We start from the raw sequence: 15449 nt of genomic DNA on the forward strand, positions 1-15449 counted from the left end.
TTATTCTTTATTTTTACTGTCCATTTGTATTGTTACCGGTCCATCATTTAACAAAAGCACCTTCATATCCGCACCAAAAATACCTGTTTGAACTTTCTTGCCCAGCTCCATTTCTAGACGTTTTACAAAATTTTCATACAATGGAATGGCAACTTCTGGTTTTGAAGCTTTAATATAGGAAGGACGATTTCCTTTTTTGGTGGAAGCATGAAGTGTAAACTGACTTACCACAATTATATCACCATCAATATCTTTTACGGATAAATTCATGACCTGATTTTCATCTCCAAAAATACGAAGGTTTACAATTTTACCAACTAACCAATTACTGTCTTCTTGCGTATCGGCGTCTTCTATTCCAACTAGGACCAATAAACCTTTTTGGATATTGGCTACAATTTTTTCATCAATGGTTACAGAGGCTGAGGAAACTCTTTGAATTACAACTTTCAAAATAATTATAAATTATAAATTATAAATTGTGAATTATCATAAATATTCATAGTTACTTTTTTAAGTTATTTTTGGTTGAAATAATTATGGAAGCTAGGATTTTATTAATCTCGATTATGTCAGAATTTAGAGATTTAAACTGAGATTGTTTCAAATATTCAGATTGAAACAATAATTCCAACCAATAATCACTTTCATTAGCTTATTTTTGTGCTATTGCAAGTTTATGAATAAAATCTGGTTTACTTTCAGCGTGTTCTGACTCTCTTACTAACGCACCAATTGAAGTGCCGCTTCGCAATAATTGTTTACTTAAAACAAATCCCTTCTTTTCAGTACTTAAAAATTGATATAATTTTACAATTCGTAAAGTAAAATCAAATGACTTTGTTTTTATAATATTATCTGCCATAATTCATAATTCAGAACTATTCCCTCGTTTTATCACTAATTATTCGGTCTTCATTATGAATATCGGTGCGGTAATGTTCATCATCCCCTTCCAGAATTTTAAGGTAACTTCTATAACGAGACCAAGCAATTTCGTCTTTTTCCAAAGCTGCTTTAATGGCGCAATTCGGCTCGTCTTTATGCAAGCAATTATTAAACTTACACTGGTCTTTCAATTTGAAAAACTCAGGGAAATAACCGCTCACTTCTTCTTTTTCCATATCCACGATTCCAAAACCTTTGATTCCTGGCGTATCAATTATTCTGGCATCAAATGACAAATCATACATCTCTGCAAAAGTTGTTGTATGTTGTCCTTGCTTACTTGCTTCAGAAATCATTTTTGTTTTTAGATGTAAAGAAGGTTCCATAGCATTTACTAAAGTTGATTTCCCCACTCCAGAATGCCCCGAAAACATACTCACTTTACCAATCATCATTTCTTTCAACTCCTCTATTCCTTTCATTTCAGTAGAAGAAACGCGTAAACATTTATATCCAATTTCTTGATATATATGCTGCATATACAATTGCTCATCAAGGGTAGCATCGTCAAAAGTATCTATTTTATTAAAAACCAATATCGTTTCAATTCCGTATGCTTCGGCGGTAACCAGAAAACGGTCAATAAAATTGAATGTCGTTGGTGGATTATTGATGGTAACTAACAAAAAAACCCTATCGATATTCGATGCAATAATATGCATCTGATGCGACAAGTTCACTGATTTCCGAACGATGTAATTCTTCCTGTCGTGAATTTTATAAATGGTTCCGGTAACAGTGTCTGATGTTTCTTCGAGTTCATAATCCACAACATCGCCTACAGCAATAGGATTGGTACTTTTGATTCCTTTAATTCTGAATTTCCCTTTCATACGGCATTCAATAAAATCACCTTGTTCGGATTTTACTGTGTACCAACTTCCTGTAGATTTGTATACGAGTCCTGTCATTTTTTAATTTACAATTTACGAATTCGATTTTTTGATTTAAAACCGTAGACTTTGCAAAGATAAAGGATTTTTGATTGAAGATTAACGATTTTAGATTTCAGATTTAAAATCTAAGACGCTGCAAAGATAAAGGCACTTTGATTTTTGATATAAGAAGACTCTAAAAACAAAAAAATCCCAAAACATAACGTCTTGGGATTTCATAAAATTTAAATTCTGATCACCGAAATCTAAAATCAGAAATCGTTAATCTACAATCCTAAATCATTTTATGCGTTCAACACTTTTTCTTGGTGTCCAATACTTTCTTGGTGAATGTTTTTGAATAATTTAACTATAAATTCTTCTGTCAATCCTTTTTTACCACCTTCCAAAATCATTTTCTCTTGGATTTCGTTCCAACGATTGTTTTGCAATACGGCAACGTTAGCGTCTTTTTTCACTTGACCAATTTCGTCAGCAACTTTCATACGTTTCCCTAACAATTCCAATAAATTAGCATCCAAAACATCGATATTCGCTCTCAATTTTGTCATTTTATTGGTAAATTCATCCGATGCATCGTCATGTTTTCTCACTTTCAAATCTTTGAAAATTTGTTTCAAAGCGTCTGGCGTTACTTGTTGCGCAGCATCACTCCAAGCATTGTCTGGGTCAGTATGCGTTTCGATAATCATACCGTCATAATTCAAGTCCAATGCTTCTTGAGTCACTTCAAGAATCATCTCACGGTTTCCTGTAATATGTGATGGGTCAATGATTAATGGTAAATCAGGAAATTTGCTTTGCAATTCAATCGCAATCTGCCATTCTGGAATGTTTCTGTATTTTGTTTTTTCGTATGTTGAAAAACCTCTATGAATAACTCCTAAATTCTTGATTCCAGCAGCATATAAACGCTCTACTCCACCTAACCATAAAGCCATATCTGGATTTACAGGGTTTTTAATCAATACAATTTTATCAGTACCTTTTAAAGTATCAGCAATCTCTTGAACCGCAAATGGATTTGCAGTTGTACGTGCACCCACCCATAATACATCAATATCATGTTCCAAAGCTAATTTACAATGCGCTGCAGTGGCAACTTCAGTTCCCATTAGTAAACCTGTTTCTGCTTTTGCTTTTTGCAACCATTTCAATCCTATTTCTCCAACACCTTCAAATCCTCCCGGACGCGTTCTTGGTTTCCAAATTCCTGCTCTAAAAACACTCACATCTGAATCTTTCAATTCATGTGCAATTTTCAATACTTGTTCTTCTGTTTCAGCACTACAAGGTCCTGCGATCACAAATGGATGAGTCAAATTGAATTCATTCAACCAATTTCTCATTTCTTTCTTGTTTTCCATCTTTTCTAATTTTTACTTTTTTTTATTTTATTCTGTGTTGTTTTCTTTAACTGTAACCAGCTTCTGAAGCTTCGGTATAAATGCTGATTACTTTTTTATATTTATTCCGTTTAATATTTCTTTTATTTTATTCACACTTTGCATTTCATTATAAATTGCATCGTAATCTTCCTTTTCTAATAATTCCTTAAACTTTGATAAATTAGAAATATACTCATCCAATGTTTTCACCACTTGTTTCCTGTTTTGTTTAAAAATAGGCGTCCACATTGCCGGTGAACTTTTGGCCAAACGAACCGTACTTTCAAAACCAGAACCGGCCATATCAAAAATATCCTGCTCGTCTTTCTCTTTATTGATTACCGTTTTTCCCAGCATAAATGCACTGATATGCGATAAATGCGATACATAAGCAATGTGTTTATCATGCGATTTTGGATCCATATAACGAATTCTCATTCCCATAGCAGTAAAAAGTTGCAATGCTTTTTCCTGTAATTTGAAAGTCGTTTTCTCCACCTCACAAATAATATTCGTCTTCCCTTGAAACAATCCTTTTATCGCCGCCGAAGGTCCTGAAAACTCCGTTCCTGCAATAGGATGCGTTGCAATAAAATGCCGCCTCTTAGAATGATTGGCAACCGCTTCGCAGATAGGCGTCTTTGTCGAACCCACTTCAAAAACAATTGTAGTATCACCAATAACATCCAACACTTTTGGCAAAACAGTCAAAGCAACGTCAACCGGAACAGAAACGATTACAAAATCTGCATCTACTAAAGCATCAAAAGTCGCACCAGCATCAACAACTCCTAAAGCAATTGCTTCCTGCAAATGACTTTCGTTAGTGTCAATTCCATAAATAGTCGCATCCGGATGTAGCGATTTGATGTCCAATACCATCGAACCACCAATTAATCCTATTCCTATTACAAATACTTTCATCGTTTTATTTTTATACCTACAAAAAAATTTAAAACTTGCAGGAAAATCTGAAATCTGAAATCTAGAATCGTTAATCAACAATCTAAAATCTATTTATAGCTTCTTGTACTTTTTCTTCTTTTACACAAAGCGCAAATCGGATGTAACCTTCACCATTACTACCAAAAATTGTTCCCGGCGTAATGAAAATAGATTTATCGTATAAAATTTCATCAATAAATTTCTCTGCCGATGTGATTCCGTCCGGCAATTTTGCCCAAACAAATAATCCAACACCTTCTTTGTATACTTTACAACCCAATTTCTCAGCAAGTTGTTCGGTAAGAATTCTGCGTTTTCTATAAATCGCATTCATCGATTCAAACCAAGTCTTGTCACTTTTCAAAGCTTCAATAGCTCCTTTTTGAATCCCATAAAACATACCGCTATCCATGTTGCTTTTTACTTTTAGTACGGCGTCAATACAAGCTGCATTTCCTAAAACCATTCCAACTCTCCAGCCTGCCATATTGAAAGTCTTACTCAAAGAATTCAATTCTAAAGCCACTTCTTTTGCACCTTCCACTTGCAACAAACTCATCGGATTGTCATTCAAAACAAAACTATACGGATTGTCGTTGACTAATAATATCTGATGTTTTTTGGCGAAAGCCACCAATTTTTCAAATAACTGTAAACTTCCTCTTGCTCCTGTTGGCATGTGCGGATAACCCATCCACATGATTTTCACTTTCGATAAATCTAATTTCTCCAAAGCTTCAAAATCCGGTTCCCAGTTATTTACTTCTTTTAAATCGTAATAAACGGGAACAGCTCCAACAAGATTCGTCACCGAAGTGTAGGTTGGATATCCTGGATTTGGAATCAAAACGTGATCCCCTTCATTCAAGAAAGCTAGTGAAATATGCATAATCCCTTCTTTCGAACCCATCAAAGGTAAAATCTCAGTATTTGGATTCAACTCCACTTGAAAGTTGTTCTGATAAAAATCAGCCATTCCTTTTCTCAATTCCGGCAACCCTTGATAACTTTGGTATTGATGCGCACTTTCTTCTTGCATCGCCAAAACTACCGCATCAACAACTGCTTGTGAAGGTTGTAAATCCGGACTTCCAATTCCCATATTGATAATTGGTTTCCCTTCAGAAGCCAATTGTCTAACCTCTCTCAGTTTTGAGGAGAAATAGTATTCTTCAATTATATCCAGACGTTTTGCTGTAGTAATCATGGTTTTGTGTTTTTATATTCGCCTAAAACTTTAAAGTATTCCGCCATAATGGTCAGCAATGCTTTTGCTTTAGCATAATCGTCGTATTTTTCGAAAGTAACATCCACAAAAAAGGAATATTTCCAAGGCGTTTCTATTTTTGGTAACGATTGTATTTTGGTCAAATTCAATTTACAATCACTCATTACATTCAGAACCGCCGCTAAACTCCCGCGTTTGTGATCCAATTCAAATTTAATGGAAGCTCGGTTTATTTCGTTTTCTTCAACAAATGAATTCTCCTTTTTAATAATAACAAATCGTGTCATGTTATTATTTATCGTCTGAATTTCCGGAGCCAAAATTTCTAATTCATACATTTCAGAAGCTGTTTTACTCGCAATTGCAGCTATTCCTTTCAACTGATTTTGATGTATTCTTCTGGCCGTTTCAGCCGTATCTTTATCTTCAACTAATTTTATGTTTGGATATTTTTTCAAAAATTCCATACACTGTAATAATGCCATTGGATGCGAATGTACCTCTTGAATATCTTCAATTTTTTGCCCCTTCAACGCCATTAAATTTTGATGAATATCCAAATAATGTTCTCCTACGATGTGCAAATTATTTTTGTCGATCAAGGCATAATTCGGAATAATTGGTCCTGCAATAGAATTCTCTATAGCCATAACTGCTTCGTCTGATTTTCCAGACAATAAACTATCCACCAATTCTTCAAAAGACAAGCACTCATCTACTTCAACATTCTGATAGTAATAATCTTGTGCCACCTGATGATGGAAAGAGCCTTTTATACCTTGTATTGCAATCTTAGTTCTCATTCTAAGTTATTATTTATTTTATTTGAAAATGAAATTTACATAAATCATGGTTTGTGTTCCATCAATTCGTCATGCTTATTTCATTTATATTCAAAAAAAAATCCTGATTTTCATCAGGATTGTATATTAGTTTTATTTGTTTGTTGTTTTTCAAATAACCATAGCACAATCCCTTACTTCCTAAAGAAGAAATAATAAGTATTGCTAAAGTAAAAACGGTTATTAGACATTGTATTCTCTGTTTTTTAATAATTTCTATGCAAATGTATAACTTATTTCAAGTCAACCAAAAAAAATATTTATTTTTATGTAACAAAAAAAGAATTCTTTGTTAAAACTGCTTTATATTACAAAATAAATAAAAAAATGTCTCTTTTTTACCGATTTCAAAATGCCTTTTTAACCAATTCCTATTCGGAAAACAAATTAAGTAGCCATTTTCACCAAAATCCATTTTTTTCCTTCCGCAATTCGGGTTACCAGCATCGCCGAAACCAAGTCGCCATTAGCATTCAATAAGGTCGCCATGGGATCTACTAAAGTTCCCACAATCATCGCCGCCGGCAAAGCCTGCTCCATTGGAAATCCATAAACAGTTATCGCCAGAATTTCGCCTATATAACCACCATTTGGGATTCCGCCTTCGACAACTGAAACAATCACCGTAATCCCGATAGCGGTGAGCAAGGTATACGGATCCGTAAAATCTTTACCAAACATCGCAAAAACAACAGCGATTTTTATAATAGACGACATACTGGAACCATCTTTATGCAAAGGCGCACCTAATGGAATAACTACATTCCTTATATGACTTGGAATATTCATACGTTCCGCTCCCTCCAAATTAGCAGGAATTGTTGCAATACTGCTGCAAGTTCCCAATGCAGTTAATGATGGAGTGATATTATTTTTCCAAAACACATTCAATCCCTTTCGTCCTCCAGCAATAAAAGCATACAAACTAAAAAACACGACAAAGTAAAAAGCACAAACTGCATAATACAGCCCTAAAGGTTTTGCATATGCCCCAAATAATTGTGGTCCAAAAATCCCAACCTGATACGCAAAATATGCCCCCAAACCTATTGGAGCTGTTTTCATAATCATATGCAGCAATTGTTTCATCACTTCGTTTCCTGAATTCAAGAACCGACTGAAATCTTTCCCTTTTTCACCCGAATGCAAACTGGCAAATCCTATTAAAAAAGAGAATATGATAAGCGCTAACATATTCTTACGAGATAACAATTCGAAGAAATCATTAGCGGTAAGCAATTGTGTAATTTGTGAACCTGCTGAACTTGCCTGAATCGATTCTAACGGAATTTTTGAAATGATAATATCTTGCTGAATTGGAAATAACAATACACCAATAATCATTAAAATAGCCGAAATCAATACGGTGCTTAAAAACACACCAATTACAATCACAAATAATCGTCCTAGTTTCTCTGACTTTTCTAAACTGGCTATCGAAGATGAAATGGTAAAAAATATCAAAGGAATGATTGCAGTGAACAATAAATTCAGAAATATATCTCCCAAAGGTTTAATCACTTCTACTCCTTTTCCAAAAACTAAACCCAATATACTTCCTACCAGAATCCCTCCAAGTAGCAATAAAATACTTTTGTAGTTTTTTAAGAAACTGCCCGATTGTGTATTTTTTAAATTCATATCCATATAGTTTATCGTAAATATATAAATCTAAAAGAGAATATCATCTTACTGAGGAAACTTTGACGAAGGTCTTTTTACTTATTGACCTACAAAAACAATAAATCAATGATTATTCTGTTTACTTTTGCAACAAATAAAATTCCATGTCAATAGAGGTTAATAACATATCCAAAAGTTATGGTGCTCAAAAAGCACTCGACAACATTTCATTTTCTGTAAATAAAGGAGAAATTGTTGGTTTTTTAGGTCCAAATGGTGCCGGAAAATCGACTTTGATGAAAATATTGACAACGTACATCAATGCCGACGAAGGCTCAGCACTGGTAAATGGGCATGATGTAAACAGCCAACAAAAAGCGGTGCAGCTTTCTATTGGTTATTTACCGGAACACAATCCGTTGTATTTGGATTTGTATGTGCGGGAATATTTAACTTTTAATGCCGATGTCTATAAAGTAGCTAAATCTCGCATTGAAGAAGTAATTCAATTGACTGGCTTAAGCACCGAAAGTCATAAAAAGATAGGACAATTATCTAAAGGATACCGCCAACGTGTAGGACTGGCCAATGCTTTATTACACAACCCCGATGTTTTGATTCTCGACGAACCAACAACTGGTTTAGACCCGAATCAATTAATGGAAATTCGTAATGTCATTAAAAACGTAGGAAAAGACAGAACCGTTTTCCTGTCTACGCACATTATGCAGGAAGTAGAAGCTATTTGCGACCGTGTGATCATCATCAATAACGGAAAAATTGTAGCTGATAAAAAACTGGACAACTTAATTTCTGAAGACAAAGAGCAAGTTATTGAAGTGGAATTTGATTATAAAATCGAAGAACAAGCCATTTCCAAAATCGAAAATCTTGTTTCTTATAAAAATACGCACGATATGATTTGGGAATTAACTTTTAAAGCAGGCAAAGACATGCGTCCCGCTGTTTTTGACTTTGCGAATGCCAATGGCTTAAAAACGTTGCAACTCAATCAGAAGAATAAAAACTTGGAGGCCGTATTTAGAGAGATTACGAAGTAGTTTAAAACTAAAAAAAAGCTCGTTTAAAATTGATTTTAAACGAGCTTTTTTTATGAAATACGATTGGAGAATTAAAAAACCTTACTCGCTATTTGTCGAATATTTTCTGATTTTCCCATAGAATAATAGTGCAACACGGGAACACCGGCCGCTTTCAATTCTAAAGATTGTTGAATCGCCCATTCAATCCCTACTTGTCTGATTTCAGTATTATTTTTGCATTGATCTATTGCATGAATCAAGTCTTCCGGCAAATCGATTCTGAAAATTTGTGGCAATACTTGTAAGTGTCTTTGCACTGCAATAGGTTTAATGCCCGGAATAATAGGAACCGTAATTCCCATTTCTCTAGCTTTGGCAACAAACTCGAAGTATTTTGCATTGTCAAAAAACATCTGAGTCACCACATAATCAGCACCTGCTTCTACCTTTTCTTTCAGTCTTTTTAGATCTGAAATTAAGGAAGGAGATTCCAAATGTTTTTCTGGATACCCTGCAACTCCAATACAAAAATTGGCTTTGTTATCAATATCCATCACATCATGCAAGTATTTTCCGCAATTCAACTCGTTGATTTGTTTAACCAGATCTACGGCAAAATTATTTCCTCCTTCTTTTGGCACAAAAGACTGCTCATGTTTCATCGCATCACCACGCAATGCCATCACATTATCAATTCCTAAATAATGACAATCCACTAACATATACTCGGTTTCTTCTTGGGTAAACCCGCCACAAAGCAAGTGAGGAACAGTATCTACATTGTATTTGTGTTTTATGGAAGCACAAATTCCCAATGTCCCCGGACGCATTCGGGTCAATTTTTTGTCTAATAAACCGTTGCCTTTATCTATATAAATATACTCTTCGCGAGAAGTCGTTACGTCTATAAAAGGCGGTTTGAACTCCATCAACGGATCAATATTATCATATAATTCCTGAATGCTTTTGCCTTTTTGAGGCGGAATAATTTCAAAAGAAAATAATGTTTCTCCTTTGGCGGCTTCTATATGTTGTGTTACTTTCATTTTCTTTAGTTTGAAGTTTAAGGTTTAAGGTTTAAGGTTCTCTCGAACAACTTTAAACTTTAAACTTTAAACAAAATTTCAACTTTAAACATTTTTTTAATCTGCTATATTCGGGTTCAACCATTTCATGGCTACTTCGGTTGGGACACTCCTACGTTTGGCATAATCAATAACTTGGTCGTCTTTTATTTTTCCGAGTCCAAAATACTTGCTTTGCGGATTTCCAAAATAATATCCTGAAACCGAAGAAGCTGGCCACATCGCCATACTTTCGGTTAGCGTCACTCCTATTTCTTTTTCTACATTTAGCAATTTCCAAATCGTTGGTTTTTCTAAATGGTCTGGACAAGCTGGATACCCCGGTGCCGGACGAATTCCTTTGTAATCTTCAGCAATCATTGCCTCAGTACTCAAAGCTTCATCGGATGAATAACCCCAAATTTCTTTACGGATTTTTTCGTGCAAATATTCGGCGAAAGCTTCCGCAAAACGGTCTGCTAATGCTTTAACCATAATTGAATTGTAATCGTCTAAATCTCTTTCGAATTCAGCCGCCCATTCATCCACACCAAAACCGGTGGTTACACAAAATGCACCCATATAATCAGTTTTACCGCTGTCTTTCGGAGCAATAAAATCAGATAAGGCGATATTTGGAGCTCCTTTTGTTTTTTGCGATTGCTGACGTAAAGTCAAGAATGTCTGCAATGGTTTTCCGTTTTCATCACTCAATTCAATATCATCGTCGTTGATTTGATTCGCTGGGAAAATTCCGTAAATTCCTTTAGCGGTTAGTTTCTTTTCTCTCAAAATAACTTCCAACATTTCTTGTGCATCAGCAAAAACAGACGTTGCTTGTTCTCCTACTACCTCGTCCGTTAAAATCGCTGGGTATTTACCAAACAATTCCCATGTTCTAAAAAATGGAGTCCAGTCAATATACGGAACCAAAACATCCAAATCGACTTCGATGGTTTGTTCTCCAATTACATTTGGTTTTACAGGAGTGAAATTATCCCAATCCAACTGTAATTTATTTTTACGTGCTTGCTCAATAGTTAGGAAATTTTTATCACGTGAACGATTTAAAAATGTCTCTCTAAAAGCATCATATTCTGCTCTAATATCGCTTGCGTATATCTTTCTATCCTTGTTTAATAAACTTCCAGCCACCGTCACAGCTCTCGAAGCATCGTTTACGTGAATTACCGTTTCTCTATATTGAGGCGCAATTTTCACGGCAGTATGTGCTCTAGAAGTCGTTGCTCCACCAATCATTACTGGGATTTTCATCCCTCGTTTATCTAATTCTTTGGCGAGATAAACCATTTCGTCCAGTGATGGCGTGATTAATCCGCTTAATCCAATAATATCTACGTTGTGCTCAATGGCAGCTGCAATAATTTTTTCAGGTGGCACCATTACGCCCAAATCTACTATCTCATAATTATTACACGCCAGCACCACGCTAACAATATTTTTACCAATGTCATGTACATCGCCTTTTACGGTTGCCATCAGGATTTTTCCATTTCCTTGCTTGTCACCCGCCTGTTTGCTGGCTTCAATGTAAGGCAACAAATAGGCCACGGCTTTTTTCATTACCCGCGCCGATTTTACTACTTGTGGCAAAAACATTTTACCGGAACCAAACAAATCACCCACAACATTCATTCCTGTCATCAAGTTAATTTCGATAACTTCAATAGGTTTTGTAGCTGCCAATCGGGCTTCTTCAACATCTATTTCTATAAAGGCATCAACCCCTTTTACAAGGGAGTGTGTAATTCGTTCTTGAACGGTTCCCGAACGCCATTCTTGAACCGCTTTTTCATTACTCTTTACATCCCCTTTTACATTCTCTGCAAAATCCAATAATCTTTCGGTTGCATCATCGCGTCTGTTTAGAATAACATCTTCAACATGTTCTAATAAATCCTTTGGAATTTCATCGTAAATGGAAAGCATCTCTGGGTTTACAATTCCCATCGTCATCCCGTTTTGAATCGCATGATATAAAAATACCGAGTGCATCGCTTCCCGAACCGTGTCATTTCCTCTAAACGAAAACGAAACATTACTCACACCACCACTAATATGTGCATGCGGAAGATTTTCTCTAACCCATTTAGTCCCTCTAAAGAAATCCAATGCATTCTCCCGGTGTTCTTCCATTCCTGTCGCAACGGGGAATATATTCAAATCGAAAATAATATCCTGCGGAGGAAAACCAACTTTATCCACCAAAATATCATACGAACGTTGGCAAATTTCTACCCGGCGTTCGTAATTATCAGCTTGTCCCGTTTCGTCAAAAGCCATAATAATTGCCGCAGCACCATAGCGCTTAATCAATTTGGCGTGATGAATAAATTGCTCTTCGCCTTCTTTTAAAGAAATCGAGTTTACGACACTTTTTCCTTGCACCACTTTTAGTCCCGCCTCGATGATATCCCATTTCGAGCTATCAATCATGATTGGAACTCGGGAAATATCAGGTTCTGCAGCGATTAAATTCAGGAATTTTGTCATGGCATATTCGCCATCAAGCATCCCTTCATCCATATTAATATCGATGATTTGCGCGCCACCTTCCACTTGTTCTTTAGCGATACTGAGTGCTTCTTCGTATTTTTCTTCCTTAATTAATCGAAGGAATTTTCTGGAACCGGTAACATTCGTTCGTTCACCAATATTTACAAAAACGCTTTCCGGCGTAATGATTAAAGGTTCTAATCCCGATAATACAAGGTTTCTTCTCTTTTCTGCGTGTGCCATTTTGTTTTATTTAATCCTGCACCGTTTTAGAAACCGTGTAGGTTTAGCTTTTTGTTTACTTCTACATTTTTTAAAACGTGTAGTTCGTTTCGTTTCTTATTATTTTGGGCGTGACCACAAGGGTCGGGCTATTCGTTGCAAGTCTTCGTCAAATTACGCTTTCGCTTCATTTGCCTGTGGGCTTTTCACTACTATCCCTCACGCAAAACCCTGCTTGCTACCACATCAACGGAATAAATTCCGTTGCTACAAAATGGGTCGTTCCTACGGAACTCGTACTTCGCGAGCGCAAGCGTCCCGCTCGTGCCCATTCTAAGTTATATTGTTCAAAATCTTTAACCCGCCTTTGTTTGTGGGCACGAGCTAAAAGCTCGCACTAGCGGGGGTTATTATTTTATTTGGTCTATAAAATTAAATTCTCTTTCGTCCATAAAATTAAGGTCTAAAAGTTTAAAATAATCAGTTCCAATTTGAGTTAATTTCATTATTCCTGGAACAACGTCTGATATATCAAGCAATGTAGTTTCATCATTCCTACATATTAAGCCTTGTCTATCTAACAAAATAAAGTCTTGTAGCAGAAATTCAATATCTGTAGTTACGTTATCATAATCTTCACGAAAATCATTTATTCTTAAAGAATATTTGTTACTTATATTTTGCCCAACCATTGCTAAAATTGTTAACTGCCTATAGCTTAATTGTTGAACTACATTCAAAATTTGATTTGCATTGTCTGGATTTACAGAGCTGTCAAATGCGACATTTTTATAAATATTAGAAATGAATTTAATTTTCTTTTCTTCAAATTCATTCTTACATTTCATTAAAACACCTTCAAAAAGTTCTTCTGCTTTGCTTCGATTAATTTCGTCACTGTCAAAAAAACCATCTTGTCGTAATACTAATCCATTATCTAAATTTTCTTGTACTCCAACTATTGTTAAACCAGCAGAAGCTCCAACCCTTACTTGCTCTCTATTTGATAAAATTCTTTCAGCAAATTCACCAATACCTTTGGATACTGCCACTCCAGCAATATTACCACCAATTGCAAAAACTGGCCCACCAATTAAACCTATTGCACCGGCAATTACTGCACCTACTATCTCGGCGCCAGTCTGAATTAATTTTGTTGTTTTATTTTCGTTTTCCATTAAATATGCTTATCGTTTGGTGTTTGCTTTCCACTAACTCATAAATATATACAATTCATAATTGCAATCTCTACAATTTATTATTGCTTTGCTCTTATCAAATCCCTATTCGTGTTAGACGCGATAAATCGCATCTCTACGTTTTACATCGTCGCTGTTGAAACTCTAGGTTTATACTCTTTGGCGATATCAGCAATTAACCTGATGTGTTCTGGCGTTGTTCCGCAACAACCGCCTATGATATTTACTAAATTATCGTCTAAATATTCTTTGATAAAAGCTTGCATCTGTTCTGGTGTTTCATCATACTCTCCAAAAGCATTTGGTAATCCTGCATTAGGATGTGCCGACACGTTGAAAGAAGTGTTCTGTGATAAGGTTTGCAAATAAGGTTTTAACAAATCGGCTCCTAAAGCACAATTGAAACCAACACTCAACAAAGGAATGTGCGAAACCGAAACTAAAAAAGCTTCCACGGTTTGACCAGAAAGTGTTCTTCCTGATGCATCGGTAATTGTTCCGGAAACCATGATTGGAATATCGATATTACGTTCGTCTTTGACTTCTTCAATGGCGAAAAGTGCTGCTTTAGCATTTAAAGTGTCGAAAATGGTTTCCACCAATAATAAATCACTTCCTCCGTCGATCAAGGCTTCCACTTGTTGTTTGTACGCAATGCGCAAATCATCAAAAGTTACCGCTCTATAACCCGGATCATTTACATCTGGCGACATACTTGCCGTTCTGTTTGTTGGTCCTATTGAACCTGCTACAAAACGAGGTTTGTCTGGATTTTTGGCTGTAAACTCATCGGCTGCTTCACGGGCAATTCGTGCCGATTCGTAGTTGAGTTCATATACCAAATCTTCAAGATGATAATCTGCCATTCCAATAGTGGTACTTGAAAACGTATTGGTTTCAACGATATCAGCTCCCGCTTCAAAATAGGCTGCGTGTACCGCACGAATAGCTTTCGGCTGCGTGATTGACAATAAATCGTTGTTCCCTTTTAAGGAATGTGGAAAATCTTTGAAACGTTCTCCACGAAAGTCTTCTTCCGAAAAATTGTAACGTTGTAACATCGTTCCCATAGCTCCATCGAGTATGAGTATGTTTCTTTTAATGGCTTCTTGAATACTTGACATTTTATTTTTTTATTGTTGTGTTTTGATGGTTGAAATAAAACCAAGAAAACACAAATTTTTACTCTTTAGCCCCGATTGCAGTGTAAATCCTTTCTAGTCCTGAACTAGTTTCAGGATCCTGAAACTAGTTCAGGACTAGAAAGATTGCAAAGAAAAGCGGGAACAATGACGGCAAAAATTGCGCCAATCATTCGCTCCTGATACTGAAATAAATTCAGTAAGTAAATATCGATATGTTTGTCAAGAAAAGGTTTGAGAAATACTGTGGAAGTATTCTTGTGTTATCTATCTTAAATGCTGAATAATCCAGTATAAAGTAGAATGTAGCACCTTCTTTAAAGATAAAGGGTTGCTAAGGTTTCATCGGGTCTTTCCCTCCGCCTTTCGTGATAACTTTCAATAAAAATAGG

General features: G+C 35.7%; 12 protein-coding genes, 1 pseudogene and 1 riboswitch. Of the genes and pseudogenes, 1 reads left to right on the forward strand and 12 read right to left on the reverse strand.

Translation table 11 applies throughout. The annotated features are described in order from the left end of the window. From dtd to ACM55I_RS04690, 8 genes and pseudogenes are all read right to left on the reverse strand, one after another. Positions 1–453: a D-aminoacyl-tRNA deacylase gene (gene dtd / locus ACM55I_RS04655; protein WP_416845610.1), complete on the reverse strand. Its 453-nt coding sequence runs from the start codon at positions 451–453 to the stop codon at positions 1–3. Positions 454–505: 52 nt separating this feature from the next. After that, positions 506–865: pseudogene (locus tag ACM55I_RS04660) on the reverse strand (four helix bundle protein). 16 nt (positions 866–881) lie between these two features. Beyond that, positions 882–1859, reverse strand: a complete 978-nt coding sequence (rsgA, locus tag ACM55I_RS04665) for a ribosome small subunit-dependent GTPase A (protein WP_416845611.1) — start codon at positions 1857–1859, stop codon at positions 882–884. A gap of 269 nt (positions 1860–2128) precedes the next feature. Next, on the reverse strand, positions 2129–3211 hold the full coding sequence (locus tag ACM55I_RS04670; RefSeq protein WP_416845612.1) for a chorismate mutase: 1083 nt from the start codon (positions 3209–3211) through the stop codon (positions 2129–2131). 87 nt (positions 3212–3298) lie between these two features. Further along, a complete protein-coding gene (locus ACM55I_RS04675) occupies positions 3299–4156 on the reverse strand; it encodes a prephenate dehydrogenase (RefSeq protein WP_416845613.1) in 858 nt (285 codons plus the stop codon). A gap of 82 nt (positions 4157–4238) precedes the next feature. Further along, entirely contained in the window at positions 4239–5384 is a 1146-nt protein-coding gene (locus ACM55I_RS04680; protein ID WP_416845614.1) for an aminotransferase class I/II-fold pyridoxal phosphate-dependent enzyme, read from the reverse strand. Beyond that, the gene (locus ACM55I_RS04685) at positions 5381–6208 is read right to left on the reverse strand and encodes a prephenate dehydratase (protein WP_416845615.1); all 828 of its coding nucleotides are present in this window, start codon (positions 6206–6208) and stop codon (positions 5381–5383) included. Before ACM55I_RS04685 ends, ACM55I_RS04680 begins: the two co-directional genes overlap by 4 nt. Before the next feature lie 426 nt (positions 6209–6634). Further along, positions 6635–7888, reverse strand: a complete 1254-nt coding sequence (locus tag ACM55I_RS04690; RefSeq protein ID WP_416845616.1) for a dicarboxylate/amino acid:cation symporter — start codon at positions 7886–7888, stop codon at positions 6635–6637. A gap of 146 nt (positions 7889–8034) precedes the next feature. On the opposite strand from ACM55I_RS04690, the gene gldA reads away from it, so the two are divergent. Next, positions 8035–8931 (forward strand): gliding motility-associated ABC transporter ATP-binding subunit GldA, encoded by an 897-nt coding sequence (gldA, locus tag ACM55I_RS04695; protein WP_416845617.1) that lies wholly within the window; start codon positions 8035–8037, stop codon positions 8929–8931. Positions 8932–9002: 71 nt separating this feature from the next. Here the strand turns inward: gldA and metF are convergent, their stop codons facing one another. The 4 genes from metF to ACM55I_RS04715 form a co-directional block, all read right to left on the reverse strand. After that, positions 9003–9959, reverse strand: a complete 957-nt coding sequence (metF, locus tag ACM55I_RS04700; protein ID WP_416845618.1) for a methylenetetrahydrofolate reductase [NAD(P)H] — start codon at positions 9957–9959, stop codon at positions 9003–9005. Positions 9960–10055: 96 nt separating this feature from the next. Continuing rightward, positions 10056–12737 carry a methionine synthase gene (metH, locus tag ACM55I_RS04705; protein WP_416845619.1) on the reverse strand — a complete coding sequence of 894 codons (2682 nt, stop codon included), beginning with the start codon at positions 12735–12737 and terminating at the stop codon, positions 10056–10058. A gap of 389 nt (positions 12738–13126) precedes the next feature. Beyond that, positions 13127–13894, reverse strand: a complete 768-nt coding sequence (locus ACM55I_RS04710; RefSeq protein ID WP_416845620.1) for a hypothetical protein — start codon at positions 13892–13894, stop codon at positions 13127–13129. Positions 13895–14037: 143 nt separating this feature from the next. Next, entirely contained in the window at positions 14038–15039 is a 1002-nt protein-coding gene (locus ACM55I_RS04715) for a homocysteine S-methyltransferase family protein (RefSeq protein WP_416845621.1), read from the reverse strand. A 278-nt stretch (positions 15040–15317) separates the two neighbouring features. Beyond that, a riboswitch (SAM riboswitch) is annotated at positions 15318–15435 on the reverse strand. Positions 15436–15449: the final 14 nt, after the last annotated feature.

It is taken from the genome of Flavobacterium algoris, assembly GCF_048158525.1.
In the GTDB taxonomy this organism is placed as follows: Bacteria; Bacteroidota; Bacteroidia; order Flavobacteriales; family Flavobacteriaceae; genus Flavobacterium; species Flavobacterium algoris.